Source organism: Dakarella massiliensis (assembly GCF_001182045.1).
In the GTDB taxonomy this organism is placed as follows: domain Bacteria; phylum Pseudomonadota; class Gammaproteobacteria; order Burkholderiales; family Burkholderiaceae_F; genus Mesosutterella; species Mesosutterella massiliensis.
Genome location: NZ_CVTY01000005.1, coordinates 205,653 through 228,420 on the forward strand (window position 1 = coordinate 205,653; position 22,768 = coordinate 228,420).

The following is a 22,768-nucleotide window of genomic DNA, read 5'->3' on the forward strand; positions in this document are numbered from 1 at the left end:
TTGACTTTCGGGCAGGCTTAAGATAAGACACTTTCAAGTCTTGCTGTTACTGAGGAGCAATCGGCCGCCTGTCGGGCGCCGGAATGGTTATTTATATGCGGCTGTTATTTCGGCTTCTATCCATGATCCCGCTTTGGATAGTGCACCCGGTTGGCGGGGCGCTCGGCGCATTGGTCTGGCGTTGCTCGGCTAAATACCGAAGGAAAATGGCGGAGAATCTCGCGCAGGCTGGTTACGATTCCGACGCCTATTCTCCTGCTGTCAGCCGTGAGCTTGGAAAGCAGGCTGCGGAAACCGCGTGGATCTGGGGCAAGCCCCGCAAGGCGCTCATGAAGCACGTGTCAGCCACGGCGGAGGCGGAGCGGATTATCGGGGACGCGCTCGCCTCGGGACGCCCCATTCTGTTCATCACGCCTCATATCGGAAGCTTCGAGGTGGCGCCTGTGTGGCTTGCCGAGCGGTTCCTTGCGGGAACGGACCGCTATATGGCAATCCTCTATCGGATTCCGAAGAAATCCATTCTGCAGAACGTGGTGCTGCATGGCCGCGAAACCCCCGGTATCCGGCCGGCCCCCGCAACGCTGAAGGGGGTGCGGATGCTCGTGTCATCCTTCCGCGGCGGACAGGTGGTCGGTGTGCTGCCGGATCAGGTGCCGTCAAAGGGTGAAGGGGTGTGGGTGAACTTCTTCGGACGCCCGGCCTACACGATGACGCTGCCGCTGAGGCTTGCCCATCAGTTTGATGCCGTGAAGATTGTGGCCTGGGGACGCCGGATCAGCAGCCGGGGCTGGGAAATTGACGCGAGGCTCTGGGATGAGCCGCTGACCGGAAATATGAAGGACGACGCGGTGACGATGAATCAGCATCTGGAACGCGTGATCCGTCTGCTTCCGGAGCAGTATCTCTGGGCCTATAACCGCTACAAGTGTCCGGCAGGCGTGAATCCGCCGGAGGAGCAGGCGAAGGAATGAAGAAAGTGAATGAAGTCTTGGCCCGTTTCTGGATCTGGGTTCTGGGGTGCTTCTACGGCACATCGATCCGGACCCGCGAGCGGTTTGGAGCGGTGATTGCCTGGATTCTCTGGTGGGCAATTCCGAAACGCCGCCATGTGGCGCTGACGAATCTGCGGCTCTGTTTCCCCGACTGGACCGAGGAAAAGCGGGTGCGGATCGCAAAGCAGAATTGCCGCAATATGGGCCGCGCGGCACTGGATCACGCGGTGCTCTGGAAGGGAACGAAGGAAGAGCTTCAGGCCATGGTGAAGTTTGAGGGGCTTGATCTCGTGCTGGACACGGATAACCGACCGCTGATCGTTGTGTCGCCTCACTTCCTCGGGCTGGACGCGGCCGGCATTACCTTCAACACGTATGTGCGCGGCGTCTCGCTTTATCAGACGCAGTCCAACAAAGCCTGGGACAAGGCGGAGCTTGACGGCAGACTGCGCTTCTGCAACCCGATTCTGATCGCGAAGACCGGGCACTTTGATCTTCGGCCCGTTATCCGTGCGATGCGCGACGGACTTCCCTTCTACTATTTGCCGGATATGGACCACGGCAGGCAGAATTCGATCTTCGTGCCGTTTTTCGGTGTGCCCGCCGCCACTCTGCCGATGGTGTCGCGTCTTGCCCGGCTGACGAAAGCGCACGTCGCCATGTGCATCACGGAGATGACGAAAGAGGGTTACTGTGTGCATATTTACAGGCTTGAAGGTTTCCCGACAGGAGACTACGAGGCCGATACAGCCCGCATCAATCACGAGCTGGAGCAGTGGATCCTCAAGTTCCCGGACCAGTATCTGTGGACGCACCGGCGATTCAAAACACGCCCTGAAGGCGAACCTTCCATCTATTGATTTGAGACCTATCTGACAGGAGCAGGAAAAATGAAGCTGCAATTTACCAAGATGCATGGAGCCGGCAACGACTTCATCGTGATCGACAGCACGGAAGCTCCGTTCACCATGACGACGAACCAGCTCCGATTCATCGCCGACCGTCATCTCGGCATCGGCGCCGATCAGATCCTGATCGTTGAAAAGGCGCGGACCCCGGATACGGATTTCCGTTATCGGATCTTCAATCAGGATGGCGGCGAAGTGGAGATGTGCGGCAACGGTGCCCGCTGCTTCGCGCGCTTTGTCTATGACCGCGGTCTGACCACGAAGAAGAAGATCCGCGTTGAAACGATGAAGGGCAGCATTCAGCCGGAACTTCAGGATGACGGCCGCGTGAAGGTCGATATGGGAGCTCCGAGATTCCGTCCGGAAGAGATTCCGCTGGATACGACGGGCCTCTCTCACCTCTCCCGTGCTTCCGACACGCTCTGGGAAGTGAAGGCAGCGGGCTACAACAACTGGGTGTCCGTGGTCTCTATGGGCAACCCCCACGCCGTCATGGTGGTGGGAGACGTGGAACAGGCTCCGGTGAGCACGGTGGGCCCCGCGATTGAAAATCATCCGGCTTTCCCGGAACGCGTGAATGTGGGCTTCCTGCAGGCTGTCAGCCGTACGGAAGGCAAGCTCCGCGTCTGGGAGCGCGGCGCAGGGGAGACCCTCGCCTGCGGTACAGGCGCCTGCGCGGCTGCCGTTGCCGGTATGCGCCGCGGACTCTTCGACTCCGCGGTTGAGCTTCAGATGCACGGCGGCCGTCTGCGTATTGAGTGGGACGGCACGCCGACCGGCTCCGTCTTCCTGATCGGCCCGGCGGCAACCGTTTTCACGGGCGAAATTGACGTCCCCGCTATCTAACAGTCAGTGAGTATAGGAAACCTCCATGCAACAGCAGCCTATTGAAGTCGTTCTGGTGAAGGGCAGAGAAAAGTCTCTCCTCAAGCGCCACCCCTGGGTCTATGAGAAGGCCATTGCCCGGGTGAATGGAAAGCCGGGCATGGGGGATCTCGTCCGGATCGTGGGCCACGACAGCCGGTTCCTCGCGTGGGCCTCCTGGTCGCCGAAGTCGGCAATCCGTGCCCGATGCTGGTCGTTCGATAAGGATGACGTGATCAATGAGGCGTGGTTCGAGGCCCGGATCCGCGAGGCCGTGGCGGCCCGTGAGGATCTTCGTTCCCGGTCGACCGCTCTGCGTCTTGTGTTTGGTGAAGCTGACAGGCTTCCCGGTCTGATCGTCGATCAGTACGGCGACTATCTGGTGTGCGAGATTCTGTCCGCCGGCATGGAGCAGAACCGCGAGCTGATTGCCCGGTTGCTGATGAAGGTTACCGGGGCTAAGGGGGTATTCGAGCGCTCGGACGCTTCGGTCCGTGAGCGTGAGGGGCTTCCGAAGCGTTCCGGCCTGATCAGCGGCGAGGAGCCCCCGAAGGAAATCGAGATCGTGGAGGACGGTGTCCGCTACGGGGTCGATGTCCGCATCGGGCATAAGACCGGCTTCTATATTGATCAGCGCGACAGCCGCTACACGGTTCAGCGTCTTGCCCGCGAGTTCCGTGAGAAAAACGGCCGCGGCATGTGCGCGCTCAACTGCTTCTGCTACACGGGCGGATTCTCTCTTGCCCTGATGGCGGGCGGAGCTGACAGCGTGGTTTCCGTGGACTCGTCGGGCGAAGCGCTTGCGCTTGCCCGTGAGAATACCGAGCGGAATGGTTTCCCGCAGGACAAATGCGTGTGGGTCGAAGCCGATGTCTTTGAATATCTTAGAAAAGCGAGGGACCGCGGCGAGAAGTTTGACCTCATTATTCTCGATCCTCCCAAGTTTGCATCGACTCGTTATCATGTCGAACGGGCTGCGAGAGCCTATAAGGACATCAGTCTGAACGGTCTCAAGCTTCTTCGGACAGGCGGTCATCTGCTGACATTTTCCTGTTCGGGCGCAGTGGATGCGGATCTTTTCCAGAAGATTGTTGCCGGCGCGGTGTTTGACGCCGGTGTGAACGCCTGGATTGTCGGCCGGCTCGGAGCCGGAGCGGATCATCCGCTGCTCGTGACTTATCCGGAAGGGGAGTACCTGAAGGGACTTCACCTGCTCGTAAGGCCCTGAGAACTTATTAAGTAAGGAAGAGAAAGGATGGCAGAATCATTAGCTGACACGCTGATCCCCGTAACTATCGTGACGGGTTTCCTCGGCGCGGGAAAGACGACGCTTTTAAACCGGATTCTGAAGGAAGATCATCATCACCGCATCGCAGTGATTGAGAATGAGTACGGTGAAGCCGGTATCGATGATGACCTTCTGGTTCACAGCGAAGCCGAGCAGATTGTGTCCATGAATAATGGGTGCATCTGCTGCACGATCCGCGGCGACCTCTCCCGGATTCTGACCAAGCTCCGGATTCAGCGCGAAAAGGGCGAATCCAAGTTCGATTGGGTTGTGATCGAGACGACGGGTCTCGCGGATCCGGGTCCGGTAGCCCAGACATTCTTCATGGACGATGTCGTGGCAGCCTTCTTCCGTCTGGATGGCGTGGTGACGGTGGTTGACGCGATGAATGGCGACGCGACGCTCGACCAGCAGCCTGAAGCCCAGGCGCAGGTCGGTTTCGCTGACCGCATTCTTGTCAGCAAGACGGACCTTGTCGATGAGGAAAAGGCAAAAGCGCTTGAAGAGCGCCTCCGCGCCATGAATCTGCATGCCGATATGCGCCGCGTGAATATGGGCGACTGCCCGGTTGACGTGGTGATTGATATTCAGGGCTTCAATATCAGCGACGTGCTGAATGTGGCCCCGGATTTCCTTACGGGCGCGCATAAGCATCATCACAGCGACGAAATCAGCTCTTTCCTCTATGAATCGGACCGCCCGTTTGATCCGCAGCGCTTTGAGCATTACTTCATGTCGCTGCTGAGTGTTTATGGTCAGGATCTGCTTCGCTACAAGGGCATTCTTTACCTTCAGGGCGCGGATCGTGAAATCGTGCTGCAGGGCGTTCATATGACGGCCGGCACTCAGGCTTTTGGTCCCTGGGAGGGCAGTCCCAAGTCCCGTATCGTCTTCATTGGCAGAAATCTGCCGAAGGAAGCCCTGATCAAGGGTCTCGATGCCTGCCTCTGCTAGGAAAAAATACTAAAAATGGGATAAGCGGCGGATTTTTCCTGCCGCTTTTTTTAAATCGTGGTTTAATACGGTTTCCCCATTCCTTCTCAGGCTGAAGGAACAGGGTTCTCCTCCTCTGCAAAAGTCTGTTTTTTTAAACAGTGAGTTAGACACAAAATGGCGACCAAGAAAAAAATCATCACCGAAAAAGAGCTTCTCAGCATGTCTGAGGACGAGTACATGAACGAAGATCAGCTGGCTTTCTTCCGTGCCCGTCTTGAAGCAATGGAGGCCCAGCTGCGCCACAATGCGGGTCAGACGACGGAGACGCTTCGCCAGACGCAGCTTGCTCCCGATCCGCTCGACCGGGCTACGATTGAAGAGGAGCACGCTCTGGAGCTTCGTACACGCGACCGCGAGCGCAAGCTTCTGAAGAAGGTTCAGGCAGCCATCAAGCGCATCGACGAAGGAGAGTACGGCTGGTGCGCTGAGACGGGTGAACCGATCGGTGTCGCGCGCCTTCTCGCGCGTCCTACCGCCACGCTGTCGCTTGAAGCCCAGCAGCGCCGCGAACTGAAGCAGAAGATGTACAACGACTGATCGCGGTTCCGCGCGCAGTCTGTTCAGAAAGAGGATCCCCTTGGCACACAGGAGGGCGGTCCTCTTTTTTTGTTTACGCAAAGAAAATCCGGGTTTCGGGGAATCGTTTTCCGCATGAGGCTTTAGACTTGTGAGAAACAGCGGCCGCCGGCTGATATTTCTGATTCAGCCGGAAGACCTGGGCGCTATCCGCCTTCTTCCAGAACTCTCTTGGAAATCCAAAATGCTTTTTCGTATTCTCCGAAGACTCTATCTCGCACTGGATACGACCCGTCGGGTTACGGCAAATATCCTGTTTGCCTTCGTGATGCTTCTCGTGATCGGGCTTATCTGGTACGGCTTCCGAACGCCGTCTATTCCGTCCAGCAGCATTTTGGAGATTGATATCAATGGCAAGGTCGTGATGCAGCCTTCGGCGCTTGTCGGCGGCAGGAACTGGGTCGCGAAAATGACCGGAACCCGTGTGGAGGAAACGACCGTTTCTGATGTGACGGACGCGCTTCGGGCCGCCAGATCGGACCGTCGGATCAAAGCCGTCCTTCTCCGGCTTGACCACATGACGGGAGCGGGTCCGGCGTCGATTTACGAAATCGGCAAGGCGATCAAGGATTATGAAGCCTCGGGGCACAAGGTCTACGCCTGGTCTGACAGCTTTACGCAGGCCCAGTGGGGTATCGCGTCGAATGCGAGTGAGATCTATCTGCATCCAATGGGCGAGGTGAAGGTCCGGGGGCTGGAAGCCACGAGTTTCTATCTGGGCAGTGTCCTCAATAAGCTCGGCGTCACGGTGAATGTTGCCAAGGCCGGGGCCTATAAGAGCGCGCCTGAGATGTTCACGAACAGCGCGCCGAGCGAAGACGCGCTCACCGCGCAGCGGTTCTGGCTGAATGACGAATGGGCTCAGCTCTCAGCCGCCATGGAAACCGGGCGGGGCCTCCCTCAGGGCTACCTTAAAGCCTGGATGGATAATTACCTCGAGAACCTTCGCCGTGCCGGTGGTGACGCCGCCCGGATGGCAAAGGAAACGGGGCTTGTGAACGGCATTGCGAACTGGAATGATCTCAGGAGCCGCCTCGTCGGCCATGACTGTTTCTCGGGCGCCTGCGCGGGGGAATTCACATCTCTCGGAGAGTATCTCGGAGTGGCGCCTCTTCCGCATTCGAGCGGTGACGGTGCGGTGGGTGTCGTGACGCTTGAGGGTGAAATCACAGAGGAATCGGTCGGCAACGGAAACGCGAGCGCGAACGCGCTGATCGCGATGATCCGGGACGCGGAGATGGATCCGAGTGTCAAGGCGGTAGTGCTTCGCATCAACTCTCCGGGCGGCAGCGCACTCGCGTCTGAAAAGATCCGTGAGGCTCTGATTTCTCTTCGTAAGTCCGGTAAACCTCTCGTCGCCTATTTCGGCGATATGGCAGCCTCCGGCGGATACTGGGTGTCGACCGCCGCTCAGCGGGTGGTGTCGAATCCGCTTTCTATCACAGGATCAATCGGGGTCTACGGCATGATGCCGACCTTCGATAAGAGTCTCGCGAAGCTTGGAGTCGGCGTGAATTCCGAATCCACCGGGACGACCGGCATCAGTTCCTCTCCCCTTGTGCCTTTCACCGCCAACGCGAAGGCCGCGGCGGAGCTTCAGGTGAGTGATACCTACGCGAAGTTCCTTTACCGCGTGTCGCAGGCGAGAAACATGACGGTCGAAGCGGTAAACAGCGTGGCTCAGGGTCGGGTGTGGACCGGGCGCCAGGCAAAGGAGCGCGGGCTTGTTGATCAGCTGGGAACGTTTGATGACGCGGCTGAACAGGCGGCGAAGCTTGCCGGCATTGATAAGAGCTACGCGCTGAAATTCTTCGAGCCGCCGGCGACCGCGGGCGTCGCGGACGCGCTTCTTGCCCAGGTAGCGAGTGAAGCGGGGCTTCCGGTCTGGATGAGGACGCTTGCCGCCTCCGCGATCAGTGCGGCGGATCCCGCGTCGGGTGAACAGAAGACTTCGGACTTCATCCAGGCAAGGACGCTCTGGCAGGTGCGGTAGGCATCGGACTCGTTTCAGAACCCCAAAGAAAAACCCTCGCGCCGGTTGAAAGACCGGCCGAGGGTTTTCTGATGTAAGGAGCGCGGGCTCCTTCCGGAATTACTTTCCGCCGTGGCAGACGGGGCAGTCCGGATTCGGCTTCAGATTGAAAATCTGGAAGTCGTTATTCAGCACGTCAACCAGCATCACCTGGTTCTTGAGCGGCTTACCCATTCCGGTAGCGAGCTTGATCGCTTCAGAGGCCTCCAGAGCCCCCATGATGCCGGTAAGCGAGGTGAGGACGCCGAGCGTGGAGGCCTTCAGATCCTTTTCCTCGTCCTCGGGGAACGCGCAGTCATAGCAGGGCGTATCAGACTCGCGGAAATCAAAGACACTTACCTGGCCCGCGCCTCGGATGGCGCCAGAGGTGACAAGCGGCTTACGCAGCTTATGGCACACTCGGTTGATCGCGTGGCGGGTCTTCGAGTTGTCACAGCACTCGACCACAATGTCCGCGCGGGCCGCGAGCGGCTCGAGCGTTTCATCGTTGATCGGCTCGGTGTAAGGCTCAACCGTCAGGTAGGGGTTGATTTCCTTCAGCGCGATCGCGCCGCTCTCGGCCTTATTCATCCCGACACGGGCATCCGTGTGGAGGAACTGGCGGGACAGATTGTTGACTTCCACGGTGTCGAAGTCGGCGAGGATGATCTTGCCGGCACCGGCCGCTGCGAGCAGCAGAGCAGCCGGGGAACCGAGACCACCCGCACCGATCACGAGAAACGTCGTGTCCTTCAACTTTTGCTGACCCTTTTCTCCGAGCTCAGCAACGTTCATCTGGCGCAGATAGCGCTCTTTCTCTTTGGCTTCCATCATGAGCAATGAACCTCAAGTTTGGCGGGGGAAATAACCTGATTATTTTACGGATTTCCCGGCGTTCTTCGAGGAAGTTTCATTACTCCGTTCGGTGGTCTTTTGGGCATCCGGCTGACTGCTTTTGGTGGATGCTTTGGCGGAATGCTCGCCTCCCTTCTTGACGGGCTCGCCCTTCAGGAAGTGCTGCGCCTGCTGGAGCGGGAAGTCGTTGGCGTCACCGAACTTGTAGACATCCTTGTCGGAGGCGGTTTCGGACTCCGCTTCTTCCTTCGCTTCATCTGCGTCCGTGGTGTTGCCGGAGACCGTCAGATGGTTATCCAGATCCGCCTCGCGGATGATGAAGGAGGGATAGTTGCCTTCAGCCGTATCGTCGACCGCGACATCCGGCTTGATGCCGGTAGCCTGGATAGAGCGCCCGGACGGCGTGTAGTAGCGGGCCGTCGTGAGCTTGATGCCGGTGGGGGACTTTTCGGTGAGCGGCGTCAGCGGAATGACCGTCTGCACGCTGCCCTTGCCGAAGGAACGGCGCCCCATCAGTGTGGCTCTCTTATGATCCTGAAGAGCGCCCGCCACAATTTCAGAGGCAGAAGCTGAGGACGGATTGATCAGCACAACGATCGGCACGGTCTTCGCTTCTTCCGGTCCCTTTTCCGTCACGGGAAGGTTCGGAAGCGGCTGGCCGGTGAAGAATTCGCGGTTCGAGTCCTCGGTGCGGCCCTTGGTCGAAACGACGAGCGTATTGGCTGGCAGGAAGAGTCCGCAGACACCGACCGCGGCGTCCAGCAGACCGCCGGGGTTATTGCGGAGGTCGAGCACGAGTCCCTTCAGGTGATGATCCTTCTGGAACTTATTCAGGGCCTTCGCGAGATCCTCTTCGGTATGTTCCTGGAACTGGGAGATACGGATGTAGCCGATGCCGTCCGGGAGTTCCTTCGATTTCACGGACTGAACCTTGATGATGCTGCGGACGAGCTTGATTGTGATCGGCTTCTTCACGCCCTTACGCATGATCTGCAGCGTGACCGGGGTCTTCGGCTTGCCGCGCATCATCTTCACGCACTTGCTGAGTGTCAGGTCGTAGGTGAAGGTGTTATCGATCTTGATGATGATGTCACCCGCGCGGACGCCAGCCTTGGCGGCCGGCGTGTCGTCGATCGGGGACACCACCTGGACGCCGCTCTTGCCGTCCTTCGTTACTTCAATGCCCAGGCCGCCGAATTCGCCTTCAGTCCCTTCCTGCAGATCCTTGAATCCTTCAGCATCGAGGTATGCGGAGTGAGGGTCCAGACCGGACACCATGCCGGTTAGTGCCTGTTCAAGGAGCTTCTTATCGCCGACCGGATCGACGTAGAAGGACTTGATGGCGCCGAACACGTCGGTAAACTGCCGGATTTCCTTCAGCGGGAGCTGGTTCTGAGTGGCCGTATCAGTCTTGTCAGCCCACGCATTCATTCCCATGGTGAGTGCGAATCCGACAGCCGTGCCGACCGTAACCAGCTTTAACGTATTTTTGTCCATAAACAGGCGGAATTTCAGAAAAATGAATGTTCCCACCAGAGGGCTATCTCACCCATGAGGAGGGGTTAATGGTGTGACCCTTGTAGCGGATCTCAAAGTATAGACCGGGGGTATCGCCGATCGCCCCGGAGCCGGAACGCGCGATGGTTTCACCGGCGGAGACCGAGCTGCCGTTGCCTTTCAGAAGAGCGCTGTTATACGCGTAAACCGAGAGATATCCGCTGCCATGATCAAGGATAATCAGATTCCCAAAGCCGCGGAGATTGCCGGAGTACACCACGCGGCCCGCGGCAATGGCTTTGACAGCGGAGCCTTCCTGTGCCCGGATGAAGAGTCCCTGCCACTTGCCGATACCGTTACGGTTCTGACCATAGCGGCCCTCAACCGTGCCGGATACCGGCATGGGCATACGGCCCCGGAGCTTCGCGAAGTTTCCGGAGAGAGAAGGCGCAGGGGCAGGTTCCGGAGGCTCTTCAACCCGTGCGGGGGCCTTGGGAGCCGGCTTACCCTGCTGCGCGGCTTTCTTCTTCGCCAGCGCGAGCTGACGGGCGCGTTCCTCTGCTGCTTTCTTCCTGGCCAGCCGCTCCTCCTCAAGTTTCTTCTGGCGGGCGTGTTCCTGGGCCGCAATGGCAGCGTTGATCTGCTGAATCAGGGCAGAGAGGCGCTGCTGGTCTTTCTTCAGTTCCGCAACCTGCTGCTTCTGGCTCGCGATCTGCCGCTCAAGCTTCTTCGTGTTGTCCTGGTGCAGTTTCTGATCCGCAGCAAGTTTCTGATTGCTCTGCTGCTCAGTCGCGGCATTCGCGGCAATATTTTTTGCCTGTGCTGTGGTCTTCTGCTCCTGATTCTTCAGCTGAACCTTCGTCACCTCAAGATTATTGGCTCTCTTCTGATGACGCTCCGCGAGGTAATCGAGAATCGCGTTGCCGCGGTGGATTTCAGCCGGTGTGGAGCCGGATACCAGAACTTCCCAGGGTTTCTTCTTCGAGTAAAGATATTGGATGCGGGCATTGGTCGCGATGTCGCGGCGGGTATTCTCCAGTCGGTTCGTAACCCGTCCGGACTCCTTTTTGATGCTCGCAATCTGATTCTGTTTCTGCTTCTGCTCAGCGGTCAGCTGCTGCAGCTTTTTATTGGAAAGCGTCAGAGCGCTCTGAGCGGACTTGGCGGCAGAAGCTTCCTTCTGCTGCTTCGCCTGCTTGAGGGAAATATCCCGCTGAAGCTTGCCGATCTGCTGCTGAAGCGCTTTCTGCTGATTCTCAAGCCCCTTCTTCTGCGCAGTATTGTCATCCTGATTCCGGGCAGCTGCCTTTGATCGGGATTTCTTTACAGCCCGACGGGGAGCGGCAGCCCGTTTTCTGGTCTTTGCCGTGCTCTTCTTACTCGCAGACGCAGTTTTCTTCTGCTGCGCGGCATACGTGACAGCCGGCTGCAGGAGAACACTGGCAGCAAAGATTGACGCAATAAATAAGGCAGTTTTTTTCATGAAGAGGCAGAGGCGGATCAGCCCGCAGTCCGAAGGGGCTGATCCTGATCGGAGGGATTAGTGCTTCGCCTTGCCCTGGGCAGCTACGGCGGCGATGGCCTTCGCGATCTCTTCCTGATTGCCAAGGTAGTAGTGGCGGATCGGCTTCATGTCGTCATCGAATTCATAGACGAGCGGCTGAGCCGTAGGAATATTGAGACCGGCGATGTCTTCATCGCTGATGCCGTCGAGATGCTTGATCAGGGCGCGGAGGCTGTTGCCGTGAGCCGCGATCAGTACACGCTTGCCGGAGGCAACCTCAGGCTTGATCGATTCTTCCCAGAAGGGAATCACGCGGGCGACGGTGTCCTTCAGACACTCGCAGGCAGGAATCTCAGCCTCGGGGATATCCGCGTAGCGAGGATCCTTGCCAGGCCACATCGGGCTGTCCTTCTCCAGGGCGCCCGGGCGGATGTCGTAGGAGCGGCGCCAGATCAGAACCTGCTTTTCACCATATTTTTCAGCGGTTTCTGATTTATTGAGTCCCTGAAGGGCGCCGTAATGGCGTTCATTCAGACGCCAGGACTTGCGCACAGGCAGCCAATCCTGATCGATGGCATCCAGCGTAATCCAGAGGGTGTGGATCGCGCGCTTAAGCACGCTGGTGTAGGCCAGATCGAACTGGTAACCCTGCGTACGCAGCAGTTCACCTGCCTTCTGAGCCTCCTGGCGCCCCTGCTCGGTGAGGTCGACATCGACCCAGCCGGTAAAACGGTTTTCGAGATTCCACTGGCTCTGGCCGTGGCGCATGAGAACGAGTTTATGCATAAAGTTTTCTCTAGTTAGGGAACCTGAAGGAGATTCCAACATTCTATAATCGAATACCTTAGTCTGAACCCTAGTACGGGATACAAGGAATAGAACCGTGTTGGATTTTCTTTACCGCAATGCGGCTTTAGTCGCAATTGTATTAATTTCGGGAGCCATGCTGCTCTGGCCGATGCTGACCCGCAAAAAGCGCGGGAAGGAAGTCGACAGCACGATTGCGACCGAACTGATCAATCATAAGGACGCCCAGGTTATCGATATCCGCTCGAACGATGACTACAAGGCTGGTCACATTGCCCGCTCGCGGAATTTCCCGGCCACGGTGATTCATCATCATCTGAACGAATTCGATAAAACGAAGCCGGTCCTTCTGATTAGTGCCGCCGGAGACGCCAAGATGGTTGCCTCCCTGCTGAAAGGCATGGGCTTTGCCAGCGTGACGGTGCTGAAAGGCGGCATGAAGGGATGGCGTGAAGCCGGCCTTCCGGTCGTGAAATAATTGAAAAAAACTAGGGTGATGTATGCAGATTGCCCTAAAATTACTACCATTAGAGTAGTTTGAGTTTCCCTAACCAAGGAATTAGCCAGATGGCAGAAGAAATCGGAAATCAGGAATCCGCTGAACAGAACGGCCCCGTGGTCCAGCTGCAGCGCTGTTACTTTAAGGACGCATCGCTTGAGATGCCGCATGCGCCCGAAGTCTTCACGGAGGCTCTTGAAGAGCAGCCGGTGGTGGATATTCAGTTTGAGGTTGTCCCGCTGCAGCTTTCCGTTCCGGATTACTACGAGGTTGTCGTCCGCGGCACCGTGACCGTTAAGTCGAAGGAACAGGTGCTTTTCCTTGTTGAAGGCAAGCAGGCCGGCATTTTCCAGATCTCCGGTATCGGCGAAGAGGACACGCATCATCTGCTGAACGTGTACTGCCCCTCGATCGTCTATCCGTACCTCCGCGCCAATGTGGCGGATCTGATTACCCGTACCAGCATGCCCCCTGTGCATCTGCCTGAGGTGAACTTCGAGGCTCTCTATCAGCAGCGTCTTGCCCAGATGCAGCAGCAGGCGGAATCTTCTGTCCAGCCGGCCGCCAACGGTTCTGGTCAGGCGTAATAAAAAAATCACTGCGGGCTCACCGGCGAACCCCTGAGTGACAGCCCGCAGGCGTCAAAGAGTTTCACGACTCAAAGCGAGATGCATCATGAGTATCAATGAGAAAGATTCAGCAAATACGACGGAATCTGAAAACAGCGGCAAGAAAATCCGAATCCTTCTTGTCGATGACCACACGCTATTCCGCAGCGGCCTGAAGGCGCTCCTGCAGCGTCAGTCCGACTTCCAGGTCGTGGGCGAAACCGATAACGGTCTTGACGGCGTCAAGCTCGCCGAGCAGCTCCAGCCTGACGTGGTGCTGCTTGACCTGGATATGCCGGTGATGAATGGCCACGAAGCCCTCGCGCAGATCCTGGAAGCCCAGCCCCATTTGGCGGTTCTGATGCTGACGGTGAGCGAAGACGGTGACGACCTCGTCGAATGCATGCGCCTCGGTGCCCGCGGCTATCTGCTGAAGAAGATCAACACGGACTTCCTCCTTTCCGGAATCCGTCACGCGGTTGAAGGCGACTCCGTCCTTTCTCCCGAAATGACTTCCAAGCTCGTGATGAAGATCCGCCGCGACCACGCGAGCCTTGCCACTCCGGTGACGGACGTCAACTCGCTGACGCCGCGTGAACGCGAGACGCTCGCCTGGCTTGCGAAGGGTGTTTCCAATAAGGAAATCGCCCGCGCCCTGGATCTGGCCGAATCGACGGTCAAGGTTCATGTTCAGAGCATTCTCCGCAAGCTGAACCTGAGCAGCCGAGTTCAGGCCGCTGTGTTCGCGGTTGAGCATCACCTGGATCGTCAGTAATCCGCTTTCCCTGACGAATCCGGGCGGTGATCCGCCTCAGAAAGCCTCCAATCCCGTAAAAGCGGGAGGGAGGCTTTTTTCTTATTTTTATACCCCTGAATAAGTACAAAATACTAGCTTAATGGGCATAAAATACCCATGTTGTCTAATCCTTTCGGAGAAAAAACATGGCGGGAAAACCTGAGACGCTGTATCAGAAAATCGTCGACACCCACACGGTGAAGCGAATCGATGACAGCACGATTCTGCTGTACGTCGACATCCACTTCGCAAATGAGTACACGAGTCCTCAGGCTTTTGCCGGCTTGGTTGAGCGCGGTATCGGAGTGCTGTCTCCTGATTCCCACCTCTGTGTGGTTGACCATGTCATTCCGACCGAAGATGTTACCCCCCGCGTTATTGAGGACTCAGCGAGCGCCCGTCAGGCGGCGAAGCTTGGCGAGAACTGCCGGCAGTTCGGCATCAAGGCTTTCTATGGCCCGAACGATCCTCATCAGGGTATCGAGCATGTGCTGATGGATGAGCAGGGGCTGGTGCGCCCCGGCATGGTCGTGATCTGCGGCGACAGCCACACCACGACGCATGGTTCTCTCGGGGCACTGGCGTTCGGGATCGGAACCTCCGAAATTGAACATATCCTCGCGACCCAGACTCTCGTCTACCGTATGGCGAAGACGATGCTGATCCGGATTGACGGACATCTCCCGGAAGGGGTAACCGCGAAAGATCTGGCGCTTGCGGTGCTGAGGAAGATTTCCGCCCGCGGCGCCTTGGGCTGTGTGGTTGAGTATCAGGGCAGCGTGGTGAATGAGCTGCCGGTCGAAGGCCGGATGACGCTCTGCAATCTGACAGTTGAGGCCGGTGCGCGCGGCGCGATCATTGCGCCTGACGAGAAGACTGTGGAGTGGGTGACCGCTCACTGCCCGGATCTGAAGGGGGAAGAACTGAAAGCGGCTCAGGACTACTGGCGCTCCCTGAAGAGTGACGACGATGCGCACTTCGACATCGTTCATACGCTTGATGCCTCGGCTCTGGAACCGATGGTGACCTGGGGCACTAGCCCGGATCAGGCGGTCGGGATTTCGGAATCGGTTCCGGAAGCGGATTCCTTCGCGGATCCGGACTCTCACACAGCCGCTGTCAGGGCTCAGGGATATCAGGGGCTCGAAGCCGGGACTCCGATGGAAGGGATCCCCGTGCAGCATGTCTTCATCGGTTCCTGCACGAACGCGAGGCTGCCTGATCTGAGAGCGGCGGCTGCCGTGATCCGGGGCCGCCATGTGGCACCGGGGGTCCGGGCGCAGGTTGTTCCGGGCTCCATGCAGGTGAGGCGGGAAGCTGAGGCTGAGGGACTCGATAGTATCTTCAAGGATGCGGGTTTTGAATGGCGTAAGAGCGGCTGCTCACTCTGCCTCGCGATGAATAACTTTGTTCTGGAGCCGGGGGTGCGGTGCGCTTCGACCACGAACCGCAATTTTGAAGGCCGGCAGGGCCGGGGTGCCCGGACGCATCTCGTGAGCCCGCAGATGGCGGCGGCCGCTGCCGTGACCGGGCATCTGACTGATTGGCGCAAACTTCCGGAGATCTGAAAAATGGAATAACTCGTAAAGCTGAATGCCGTTGCCGTACCGCTCCCGATTGATAACCTCGATACGGATCAGATCATGCCGAAGCAGTTCCTGCGCGGCGTGGATAAGTCAGGTCTCGCGAAGGGCACGTTCTTCAATCTGCGCTGCTACCCGGACGGAACGCGCCGCCCGGACTGCGTTTTCAATCAGCCTGGGTACGAGAAGGCGGGTATTATTGTTTCTTCTCCGAATTTCGGCTGCGGGTCGTCCCGCGAGCACGCTGTCTGGGGGCTGATGCAGATCGGTATCCGGGCAGTGATTGCGCCGAGTTTCGGCGAGATTTTCTATTCCAACTGCTTCAATAACGGGCTGCTCGCAGCCAAGGTGTCCCGCGAGGATGGAGAGGCCATTCTCGAAGCGGTGAGCGGCGGAAAGCCTGTCAGTCTCACGATTGATGTGGCGAACCGCACGATTTCAGACGGCAGCCGCGAGTGGTCGTTTGAACTGTCAGACCGGCACCGTGAGATGCTGCTTGAAGGATTGGATATGGTGGGCTCAACGCTGAAGGATCTGGATAAGATCCAGGCGTTCCGCCGCCAGCATGAAGCCGCATTCCCCTGGATGGCAGGGCTTGCAGGAAAGGCTAAGGAGAGACTGGAGCGTGAAGGCTGATAAGGTTTTCCGCTGCAGATAGAGGAGAGAGGAGAACCGGGCCTGCGCTGTCTGACAGCGCGGCGCCCGGTTTTTTTTGCGGGTTGCCGCGGTACGGATCAGACGGATCCGGCGTAGCCGTGCTGCCGCCAGGCTTCAAATACCGCGACAGCGACAGAATTGGAGAGATTGAGCGACCGGTTATTCGGCATCATGGGGATGCGGATCCGGTTCTCTTTGAGACAGTGATTCTCCTGCAGTTCAAGCGGCAGGCCAGCGCTTTCACGTCCGAAAACAAGCCAGGAGCCGGCAGTGAATTTCACCTCTGGCAGAGACCGCGTGGCGTGGGAGGAAAACATATAGAGATCCCGGGGATCCGGATGCTCTTTTTCGATGAAGTCATCCCAGCTTTCATAGGTCTTCAGCGTGGCGTATTCCCGATAATCGAGACCGGCGCGGCGCAGATGGCTGTCGTCGAGCGAGAAGCCAAGCGGCTTGATCAGATGCAGTGTGCAGCCGGTATTGGCTGACAGCCGGATAACGTTCCCGGTATTGGGCGGGATTTCGGGTGAAACCAGAACAATGTGAAACATGGAGAAATCTATTTACCTGAGGATTCAGTGAGAATTTTTTTCAGTTTGGCGATGGCCTGTTTTTCCAGCTGACGAACCCGCTCGATCGAAATGCCGAACTCCTTCGCGAGCGTGGCGAGACTGACCGCCTTCACTTCACCCTCGTCATTCTCATGGAACCAGCGGGCTTCAATGATGCGGCGGCTTCGGGGATCAAGCTGCTCGATCGCCTTCTTGAGGCCGACCTGCTCCAGCTGCAGTTCATCCGCTTTTTCCAGAATTTCGACCGGCTCATCGCTCTTATCGGTCAGCATGTCGACTGCCGTGACGGAGGAGTCTCCCTCTTCATCGAGCGGCGTATCCAGCGAAGCGTCCGGCCCCGAAAGACGCTTTTCCATTTCGAGGACTTCCTTTGGCTTGACGTTCAGCTTTTCTGCGATGTCCTCTGCCTGAGCATTGGTGAGCGACTGATCGGTTTTCTTCATCTGCCTCAGATTGAAGAAGAGTTTTCTCTGAGCGTGAGTCGTCGCGAGCTTCACCATATGGCTGTTTCTCACGATGTACTCCTGGATTTCCGCCCGGATCCAGTGCACGGCAAAGGTCATCAGGCGTACGCCCTTGTCCGGGTCATAATGCCTCACAGCTTTCATGAGGCCGATGTTGCCTTCCTGGATCAGATCGCCGTGGGAAAGACCGTAGCCCAGATAGCCGCGCGCGACAGAAATGACCAGACGCAGATGGGAAATGATGAGCGCCTGGGCGGCGTCCACATCGTTGTAGTCACGCATGCGGATTGCGAGATTCCGCTCTTCCTCCGCGGTAAGAACCGGAGCGCTGTTCGCCGCCTTGATATAGGCGTCGAGGTTACCCAGGTCTCCCGGCGTAAGCGCCGGCAGCTGGGTCCTTTTGCGGTAAGGAACCAGTGCGGTCTGTACGGGCTTTCTCAGCGAATTTGACGTCATTTTTCCGTCCTAACGCTTTGATCGGGAGACCCTGCGTATGAAGGATCCCTCCATCAGATTTTGCCCCGGTAGCCGAGGTAGCTGGTCAATCCTCCCAGGATATTGCCAAGAAGGAACGACACCAGAATAAAAGCAACCTGCCAGGAGAGCGGCAGAGGCTGGAACGTGACGGGCAGGTGATACAGCCCGAGAGCGGTGGAGAGCGCGGGGGCAATGCTCGAGATCGCGAGATCCGCGATCACGATGGAGGCAAGAGACGCCAGCAGGAAGACGAATCCGGCCCGCCAGGCATCCGGGCGGACGATGAAGGATGTCGGGGCACCCATGCTGTTCAGCCTGAGGGCTTCCTTCAGAGGCGTGGTTGCGGCAAGGCTTGCGCTGCCCAGCAGCACCATCAGAATAAGACCGCAGAGAAGACCTCCGGTGAGAAGGCCGAATTTGGCGAAAGCGTTCTTCAGAGCCTGGATGTTGCTGTTCCAGGTGCTGTCGTAGGCAACCGAGTCAACCCCGGGCTGTTTCTCAATAAATTTGGCGGTCTCATCCACCTGTTTCTCGGGGATATCCGTACTGACGGTGGCGAGCAGAATATTGGGCAGCGGGTTGGTGCTGAAGGAGAGATCCGTGTTGTCCGTATCTCCGATGAGCCCCAGCGCCTCGTCGGGTGAAACGAGACGGACACGGGTGATGCCGGGCTGCTTTTCAATCGTTTCCTTCAAGTTCGTGGCCCGTTCTGAGCCGACCCCCTGATCGGTAAAAATGGTCATCTCCTGGGCGACAGAGACGCCCTTCACGGAGTTGTAAGCCGTGAGGGAGAGCGTGAATGCCACGAGCAGCAGGCTCATGGCGAGCGTCGTGATGACGAGCGAAATGAGCACCTTGCCCTTATGACGGGACACGCCCTCGAAGAGCTTCATGGTTGCCCACTGGCGAGCGGCAAATGCATTAGACATGATGCAGTTTCTCCATGTCGATTGCCGTGACGAAGGTGTCGGAAAGCGGATTGTGGCTCACAGCGAGCACGGTGCCGCCTTCAGAGGCGTACTGGGCAAGAATCCGAAGAGCGGCGTCCGCGTGCTCTTCATCGAGATAAGCGGTTGGTTCATCGGCCAGAATGACAGCAGGCTTATTCACGAGTGACTGGGCGAGGAGCGCGAGCTGCCGCTCCCCTTCCGAGAGATCCCGGATACGGTTATCGGCCAGCGGGAACAGACCGCAGACCGTCAGCGCGTCAGCTGCCAGCATCATGGCTTCCCGGATGGAATGACCGCAGAGAATGGCCGGTGTTGTGATGGCCTGAAGCAGGGCTTCGTCTTCAGAAGGAAGTGCAGTCCGGGTGAAGAGACCGAAGCTGCGGCGCAGCCGTTTCCGGGCTCCTGAGGAAAGCGTGCTGAGGTCCTGTCCGGCAACCCGCACGGTTCCGGAGGACGGATCCGCGAGTCCGCAGATCAGCCGCAGCACTGTTGTCTTGCCGCATCCGGTCGGGCCATAGAGATTGATGAACTGGCCCTGGGAAATCGTCAGCGTAAAACGCGAGAGAACCGGAAACTGACCGCGGGAAGTCGTGACCTGGCTCAGCTCGATCATGCCTGAAGAAGAATTATCCATACCTATCCTGTGTTTCAGAGCCCGGACAAATCGTAGAAAATTCCGGTTCTGAGGGATCCCGTGGCGAGGTTGAGCTCCTGGATGCGGAATACCTTGAAGAGGGCTGCCAGTACGGCAAAGCCCCCGGCAATGATGTCCCGTCTGTCCGGCTTCAGCCCCGTCAGATTCAGTTGATCAATATACCCTGCTTTGGCAAGGGCCTGAGAGGCGAGGCGGATGATGTCGGGGGTAATCGGGCCGCTGCCCCAGCCGCAGGCGGCAGCAACGCTGTGAAGCGAGCTGATAGTGCCGGCGGATCCGTAGGCCCCCTTCCAGGGGTGAGACATGAAGCGGGCGGCGTCTGCCTCAAAGACAAGTGCAGCCTGATCAATCGCTTTAGCGATGGTCTTCTCGTTCAGCTCCCGGGTCGAGAACGAGGCGATCGTCGTATTCACGCAGCCAATCGGGAATGAAGTGGCTTCGCAGAGTTTGGAGCCGTCACCGACAGAAAGCTCTGTGGATGCGCCGCCGATATCGATGACTAGGATCGGGTCCGTTGTCGGGGGATTGAGGCTCTTGATGCAGCCGAGGTAGGTGAGACGCGCCTCCTCTGTTCCGGGAATGATGTGAATCGGACATCCGAGAACAGGCTCTGCCCGAGTGAGGAAGTCTGAAGAGTTCTTCGCGATTCTGAGCGCCTGGGTTCCCACAGCGCGGATCCGGTTCTGCGGAATGCCGCGGATCAGGTCCCCGAACCGGGCAAGAGAAGCAAGCGCCCGGTTCTCGGTTTCCTCTGTCAGGCAACCGCTGCTGTCAAAACCGGCAGCCAGGCGCACGGTTTCCTTCACATAGCGATCTGACACCAGCCTCCGGCCATCAAAATGCGCGATTTCCAGCCGGAAGCTGTTGGAGCCAAGATCAATTACCGCATATTTTTCTGTCATAGAAATACGCCGTCAGGAATGGGATTCCGCCTCTTCCTCACCCACGAGGGCGCGGGCAAATTCCTCAGCCTTGAAGGGCTGGAGATCGTCGATTTTTTCGCCCACGCCGATAAAGTAGATCGGAAGGGGAGAGCCGCCGCGTTCCTGAGCGAGCGCGAGGAGCACGCCGCCCTTCGCGGTGCCGTCGAGTTTGGTCACAATCAGACCGGTCAGACCGACTGCCTGGTCAAACTGCCGGACCTGAGCGAGGGCGTTCTGCCCGTTCGTGCCGTCAATCACGAGGATGATTTCGTGAGGCGCGCCGGGCAGGGCCTTTTCCTGAGAACGCTTGATGCGGGTAAGTTCTTCCATGAGGTTCGCCTGCGTCGGCAGACGGCCTGCGGTGTCCGCAAGCACAACATCAATGCCGCGGGCCTTGGCAGAACTCACAGCGTCGAAAATGACGGCCGCGGGATCTGCGCCCTGCTGCGACACAACATGCACCTGGTTTCTCTTGCCCCACTCTTCAAGCTGCTCACGCGCGGCGGCGCGGAAGGTATCGCCGGCAGCGAGCAGCACGGATTTGTTCCGGGCAGCGAGCCACTTGGCAATTTTTCCGATGGAGGTCGTCTTCCCGGCGCCGTTGATACCGGCCATCATGATGACAAGCGGATGAGCGCGCTCGATATCGAGATCCTGTTCGGACGGCTTCAGCATCCGGGTGATGATGTCGATCAGTTCACCGCGGACCTCTTCCTGGGTCTTCAGCCCCTTCAGTTTGATAGACTCGCGGAGTTCCTCGATAATTTTTTCAGATGCGGGGAGGCCGGTATCGGCCGCGATCAGCGCGTCCTGCAGGTTTTCGAGAAAGTCCTCATCGATTACGCCACCTGAGAACAGGCCGTAGAGATTGACGCGGGTCTTTGTCAGACCGCGGCGCAGCTTCGAGAACCATGTTTCCTTGGCCGGGGCCGGTTTGGGTTGAGCGGCCGGTGCAGGGGCAGGAGCCAGTGCCGGCGTCGGAGCAGGGGCCGGAGTTTCGGCAGGCGCAGCAGGCTCAGCGGGTTTTGACGCGGAGAAGTGTTTCGAAAACCAGGAGCCGCCGGACTGAGACTTGGCTTCTTCCTGTTCGGAATCAGCGTTTTTCTCGTCCTTCTTCTTGCCAAAGAAAAAAACCATAATACTGTAATGAAAAAGAAAAGAATATTTTATCCGTCAAGTTTACCAACTCGCGGGAAGAAAACGGGTGCTGTGAGGATTTCTGCAGGCAAATGGAAGAGAACGCCTCTCCCCGTGATCGATCTGGATGGACTTCGCCCAACCGGAAACAGAATCCGGGAGACGGTTTTTGACTGGCTCACTTTCCTGCTTGGAGGGTACTCCGGGAAACGGGCTCTCGATATGTTTGCTGGAAGCGGGGCGCTGGGGCTGGAATTCGCGAGCCGTGGCGGCACTTCTGTCCTGATTGAGAGGGATCCTCAGAACGCGCGGAATCTCTCGGATGTCTGCGCGAAGCTGAAAGCCGGGGACGACGCAGTGGTCCGCCGGGGCGACAGTCTCACGCTCACCCGCAGCTATCCCGATCGTTCCTTTGACGTGGTGTTTATTGATCCTCCGTTTGCTGCCGGGCTGCATCAGAGCGCACTCACGGCAGCCGCCTGCATTCTGGCGGACGACGGTCTCATTTATCTGGAAAGCCCGTCTGAGCAAGAGATACCGGTTCCGGAGGATTTCGCAGTGCTGAGATCCGGCAGCTCAGGAGCCGTCCGATATCAGCTTCTCGCGAGGAAGGCATCGCCTCTCGCGGATCTCGCCAAGGGGGACTGATTGTGGCAAAGGCAGTGTACGCAGGCACTTTTGATCCGGTAACGCTGGGTCATCTTCATATCATCCGGCGCGCGGCGAGACTCTTTGAGACTCTGACTGTTGCCGTCGCGGCCTCGACCGGGAAGCGCACCGTTTTCACGGCGGAAGAGCGGGCCAGTCTGGTGCGTGAAGAGGTGGGCGATCTTCAGAATGTTTCTGTCGTGATTTTTGATGGGCTGCTGAGCGATCTGGTGAAGCGTGAGGGACTCGATGTCCTCGTCCGCGGCATCCGGGGAGTATCAGACTTCGCCTATGAGTACCAGATGGCCGGGGTTAACTCCATGCTGATGCCGGGGGTGGATACCGTATTCCTTCAGACAGAGCCTTCGCTTCAGTTTGTCGCATCGTCCTATGTGAAGGAGATCGCTTCACTCGGCGGAGACGTCGGGGCATTTGTTTCACCCCGGGTGGCTGAAGCCCTGAAAGAGAAGCTTCCGGGCTTCAGACCGTAAGTAAGCGGGA

At 58.0% G+C, this 22,768-nt stretch carries 24 protein-coding genes; 14 read left to right on the forward strand and 10 right to left on the reverse strand.

What is annotated here, in order from left to right; genetic code table 11:
- The first annotated feature begins 95 nt into the window (after positions 1 to 95).
- The 7 genes from BN1936_RS02610 (at position 96) to sppA (ending at position 7,617) form a co-directional block, all read left to right on the forward strand.
- On the forward strand, positions 96 to 971 hold the full coding sequence (locus tag BN1936_RS02610) for a lysophospholipid acyltransferase family protein (RefSeq protein WP_049686672.1): 876 nt from the start codon (positions 96 to 98) through the stop codon (positions 969 to 971).
- Complete coding sequence (locus BN1936_RS02615) at positions 968 to 1,852, forward strand: lysophospholipid acyltransferase family protein (RefSeq protein WP_022444552.1); 885 nt, start codon at positions 968 to 970, stop codon at positions 1,850 to 1,852. Before BN1936_RS02610 ends, BN1936_RS02615 begins: the two co-directional genes overlap by 4 nt.
- Before the next feature lie 30 nt (positions 1,853 to 1,882).
- Entirely contained in the window at positions 1,883 to 2,746 is an 864-nt protein-coding gene (dapF, locus tag BN1936_RS02620) for a diaminopimelate epimerase (RefSeq protein WP_049686578.1), read from the forward strand.
- Between the two features lie 25 nt (positions 2,747 to 2,771).
- On the forward strand, positions 2,772 to 3,992 hold the full coding sequence (locus BN1936_RS02625) for a class I SAM-dependent rRNA methyltransferase (RefSeq protein WP_022444549.1): 1,221 nt from the start codon (positions 2,772 to 2,774) through the stop codon (positions 3,990 to 3,992).
- 27 nt (positions 3,993 to 4,019) lie between these two features.
- Positions 4,020 to 5,006 carry a CobW family GTP-binding protein gene (locus tag BN1936_RS02630; protein WP_049686579.1) on the forward strand — a complete coding sequence of 329 codons (987 nt, stop codon included), beginning with the start codon at positions 4,020 to 4,022 and terminating at the stop codon, positions 5,004 to 5,006.
- 156 nt (positions 5,007 to 5,162) lie between these two features.
- Positions 5,163 to 5,585 carry an RNA polymerase-binding protein DksA gene (dksA, locus tag BN1936_RS02635; RefSeq protein WP_049686580.1) on the forward strand — a complete coding sequence of 141 codons (423 nt, stop codon included), beginning with the start codon at positions 5,163 to 5,165 and terminating at the stop codon, positions 5,583 to 5,585.
- 223 nt (positions 5,586 to 5,808) lie between these two features.
- Entirely contained in the window at positions 5,809 to 7,617 is a 1,809-nt protein-coding gene (gene sppA / locus BN1936_RS02640; RefSeq protein WP_148521172.1) for a signal peptide peptidase SppA, read from the forward strand.
- Between the two features lie 99 nt (positions 7,618 to 7,716).
- Here sppA and BN1936_RS02645 read toward each other — a convergent pair whose 3' ends face one another.
- The 4 genes from BN1936_RS02645 to gpmA are packed head-to-tail and all read right to left on the reverse strand — an operon-like array spanning position 7,717 to position 12,277.
- The gene (locus BN1936_RS02645; RefSeq protein WP_022444545.1) at positions 7,717 to 8,469 is read right to left on the reverse strand and encodes a HesA/MoeB/ThiF family protein; all 753 of its coding nucleotides are present in this window, start codon (positions 8,467 to 8,469) and stop codon (positions 7,717 to 7,719) included.
- A gap of 39 nt (positions 8,470 to 8,508) precedes the next feature.
- A complete protein-coding gene (locus BN1936_RS02650) occupies positions 8,509 to 9,987 on the reverse strand; it encodes a S41 family peptidase (protein ID WP_022444544.1) in 1,479 nt (492 codons plus the stop codon).
- A gap of 43 nt (positions 9,988 to 10,030) precedes the next feature.
- Positions 10,031 to 11,470, reverse strand: coding sequence for a murein hydrolase activator EnvC family protein (locus BN1936_RS11165; RefSeq protein ID WP_022444543.1), 1,440 nt, complete (start codon positions 11,468 to 11,470; stop codon positions 10,031 to 10,033).
- 57 nt (positions 11,471 to 11,527) lie between these two features.
- Complete coding sequence (gene gpmA, locus BN1936_RS02660; RefSeq protein WP_022444542.1) at positions 11,528 to 12,277, reverse strand: 2,3-diphosphoglycerate-dependent phosphoglycerate mutase; 750 nt, start codon at positions 12,275 to 12,277, stop codon at positions 11,528 to 11,530.
- 157 nt (positions 12,278 to 12,434) lie between these two features.
- On the opposite strand from gpmA, the gene BN1936_RS02665 reads away from it, so the two are divergent.
- The 5 genes from BN1936_RS02665 (at position 12,435) to leuD (ending at position 16,420) form a co-directional block, all read left to right on the forward strand.
- On the forward strand, positions 12,435 to 12,776 hold the full coding sequence (locus tag BN1936_RS02665) for a rhodanese-like domain-containing protein (RefSeq protein WP_049686581.1): 342 nt from the start codon (positions 12,435 to 12,437) through the stop codon (positions 12,774 to 12,776).
- 89 nt (positions 12,777 to 12,865) lie between these two features.
- The gene (gene secB / locus BN1936_RS02670; RefSeq protein ID WP_022444540.1) at positions 12,866 to 13,384 is read left to right on the forward strand and encodes a protein-export chaperone SecB; all 519 of its coding nucleotides are present in this window, start codon (positions 12,866 to 12,868) and stop codon (positions 13,382 to 13,384) included.
- A gap of 88 nt (positions 13,385 to 13,472) precedes the next feature.
- Complete coding sequence (locus BN1936_RS02675) at positions 13,473 to 14,180, forward strand: response regulator (RefSeq protein ID WP_049686582.1); 708 nt, start codon at positions 13,473 to 13,475, stop codon at positions 14,178 to 14,180.
- 167 nt (positions 14,181 to 14,347) lie between these two features.
- Positions 14,348 to 15,769, forward strand: coding sequence for a 3-isopropylmalate dehydratase large subunit (gene leuC / locus BN1936_RS02680; RefSeq protein WP_049686583.1), 1,422 nt, complete (start codon positions 14,348 to 14,350; stop codon positions 15,767 to 15,769).
- 21 nt (positions 15,770 to 15,790) lie between these two features.
- Positions 15,791 to 16,420 (forward strand): 3-isopropylmalate dehydratase small subunit, encoded by a 630-nt coding sequence (leuD, locus tag BN1936_RS02685; RefSeq protein WP_198290743.1) that lies wholly within the window; start codon positions 15,791 to 15,793, stop codon positions 16,418 to 16,420.
- A gap of 98 nt (positions 16,421 to 16,518) precedes the next feature.
- Here the strand turns inward: leuD and BN1936_RS02690 are convergent, their stop codons facing one another.
- Genes BN1936_RS02690 through ftsY form a run of 6 tightly spaced genes read right to left on the reverse strand, consistent with a single transcriptional unit; the run spans position 16,519 to position 21,619 of the window.
- Positions 16,519 to 16,992 carry a tRNA (cytidine(34)-2'-O)-methyltransferase gene (locus tag BN1936_RS02690; protein ID WP_022444536.1) on the reverse strand — a complete coding sequence of 158 codons (474 nt, stop codon included), beginning with the start codon at positions 16,990 to 16,992 and terminating at the stop codon, positions 16,519 to 16,521.
- Positions 16,993 to 17,000: 8 nt separating this feature from the next.
- The gene (gene rpoH / locus BN1936_RS02695) at positions 17,001 to 17,933 is read right to left on the reverse strand and encodes an RNA polymerase sigma factor RpoH (protein WP_022444535.1); all 933 of its coding nucleotides are present in this window, start codon (positions 17,931 to 17,933) and stop codon (positions 17,001 to 17,003) included.
- 53 nt (positions 17,934 to 17,986) lie between these two features.
- Entirely contained in the window at positions 17,987 to 18,883 is an 897-nt protein-coding gene (locus tag BN1936_RS02700; RefSeq protein WP_022444534.1) for a cell division protein FtsX, read from the reverse strand.
- Positions 18,876 to 19,538, reverse strand: a complete 663-nt coding sequence (locus BN1936_RS02705) for an ATP-binding cassette domain-containing protein (protein ID WP_022444533.1) — start codon at positions 19,536 to 19,538, stop codon at positions 18,876 to 18,878. The genes BN1936_RS02700 and BN1936_RS02705 overlap by 8 nt, the downstream gene beginning before the upstream one ends.
- Before the next feature lie 14 nt (positions 19,539 to 19,552).
- The gene (locus BN1936_RS02710; RefSeq protein WP_022444532.1) at positions 19,553 to 20,461 is read right to left on the reverse strand and encodes a Ppx/GppA phosphatase family protein; all 909 of its coding nucleotides are present in this window, start codon (positions 20,459 to 20,461) and stop codon (positions 19,553 to 19,555) included.
- Between the two features lie 12 nt (positions 20,462 to 20,473).
- Positions 20,474 to 21,619 carry a signal recognition particle-docking protein FtsY gene (ftsY, locus tag BN1936_RS02715; RefSeq protein ID WP_082164429.1) on the reverse strand — a complete coding sequence of 382 codons (1,146 nt, stop codon included), beginning with the start codon at positions 21,617 to 21,619 and terminating at the stop codon, positions 20,474 to 20,476.
- A gap of 72 nt (positions 21,620 to 21,691) precedes the next feature.
- Here ftsY and BN1936_RS02720 point away from each other — a divergent pair, with 72 nt between their 5' ends.
- Both BN1936_RS02720 and coaD read left to right on the forward strand, forming a co-directional pair.
- Positions 21,692 to 22,267, forward strand: coding sequence for an RsmD family RNA methyltransferase (locus BN1936_RS02720; protein WP_053101784.1), 576 nt, complete (start codon positions 21,692 to 21,694; stop codon positions 22,265 to 22,267).
- Positions 22,268 to 22,269: 2 nt separating this feature from the next.
- Positions 22,270 to 22,758 (forward strand): pantetheine-phosphate adenylyltransferase, encoded by a 489-nt coding sequence (gene coaD, locus BN1936_RS02725; RefSeq protein ID WP_022444530.1) that lies wholly within the window; start codon positions 22,270 to 22,272, stop codon positions 22,756 to 22,758.
- Positions 22,759 to 22,768 lie beyond the last annotated feature (10 nt).

Excerpts from the sequence above, each read along its gene's own strand:
- BN1936_RS02645 (WP_022444545.1), bottom strand. The coding sequence starts at position 8,469 with ATGATGGAAGCCAAAGAGAAAGAGCGCTATCTGCGCCAGATGAACGTT.
- BN1936_RS02610 (WP_049686672.1), top strand. The coding sequence starts at position 96 with ATGCGGCTGTTATTTCGGCTTCTATCCATGATCCCGCTTTGGATAGTG.
- BN1936_RS02615 (WP_022444552.1), top strand. The coding sequence starts at position 968 with ATGAAGAAAGTGAATGAAGTCTTGGCCCGTTTCTGGATCTGGGTTCTG.
- gpmA (WP_022444542.1), bottom strand. The coding sequence starts at position 12,277 with ATGCATAAACTCGTTCTCATGCGCCACGGCCAGAGCCAGTGGAATCTC.
- BN1936_RS02675 (WP_049686582.1), top strand. The coding sequence starts at position 13,473 with ATGAGTATCAATGAGAAAGATTCAGCAAATACGACGGAATCTGAAAAC.
- BN1936_RS02625 (WP_022444549.1), top strand. The coding sequence starts at position 2,772 with ATGCAACAGCAGCCTATTGAAGTCGTTCTGGTGAAGGGCAGAGAAAAG.
- BN1936_RS02665 (WP_049686581.1), top strand. The coding sequence starts at position 12,435 with ATGCTGCTCTGGCCGATGCTGACCCGCAAAAAGCGCGGGAAGGAAGTC.
- secB (WP_022444540.1), top strand. The coding sequence starts at position 12,866 with ATGGCAGAAGAAATCGGAAATCAGGAATCCGCTGAACAGAACGGCCCC.
- BN1936_RS11165 (WP_022444543.1), bottom strand. The coding sequence starts at position 11,470 with ATGAAAAAAACTGCCTTATTTATTGCGTCAATCTTTGCTGCCAGTGTT.
- BN1936_RS02690 (WP_022444536.1), bottom strand. The coding sequence starts at position 16,992 with ATGTTTCACATTGTTCTGGTTTCACCCGAAATCCCGCCCAATACCGGG.
- BN1936_RS02700 (WP_022444534.1), bottom strand. The coding sequence starts at position 18,883 with ATGTCTAATGCATTTGCCGCTCGCCAGTGGGCAACCATGAAGCTCTTC.
- dapF (WP_049686578.1), top strand. The coding sequence starts at position 1,883 with ATGAAGCTGCAATTTACCAAGATGCATGGAGCCGGCAACGACTTCATC.
- leuC (WP_049686583.1), top strand. The coding sequence starts at position 14,348 with ATGGCGGGAAAACCTGAGACGCTGTATCAGAAAATCGTCGACACCCAC.
- rpoH (WP_022444535.1), bottom strand. The coding sequence starts at position 17,933 with ATGACGTCAAATTCGCTGAGAAAGCCCGTACAGACCGCACTGGTTCCT.
- sppA (WP_148521172.1), top strand. The coding sequence starts at position 5,809 with ATGCTTTTTCGTATTCTCCGAAGACTCTATCTCGCACTGGATACGACC.
- BN1936_RS02705 (WP_022444533.1), bottom strand. The coding sequence starts at position 19,538 with ATGGATAATTCTTCTTCAGGCATGATCGAGCTGAGCCAGGTCACGACT.
- BN1936_RS02630 (WP_049686579.1), top strand. The coding sequence starts at position 4,020 with ATGGCAGAATCATTAGCTGACACGCTGATCCCCGTAACTATCGTGACG.
- dksA (WP_049686580.1), top strand. The coding sequence starts at position 5,163 with ATGGCGACCAAGAAAAAAATCATCACCGAAAAAGAGCTTCTCAGCATG.
- ftsY (WP_082164429.1), bottom strand. The coding sequence starts at position 21,619 with ATGGTTTTTTTCTTTGGCAAGAAGAAGGACGAGAAAAACGCTGATTCC.
- BN1936_RS02710 (WP_022444532.1), bottom strand. The coding sequence starts at position 20,461 with ATGACAGAAAAATATGCGGTAATTGATCTTGGCTCCAACAGCTTCCGG.
- BN1936_RS02650 (WP_022444544.1), bottom strand. The coding sequence starts at position 9,987 with ATGGACAAAAATACGTTAAAGCTGGTTACGGTCGGCACGGCTGTCGGA.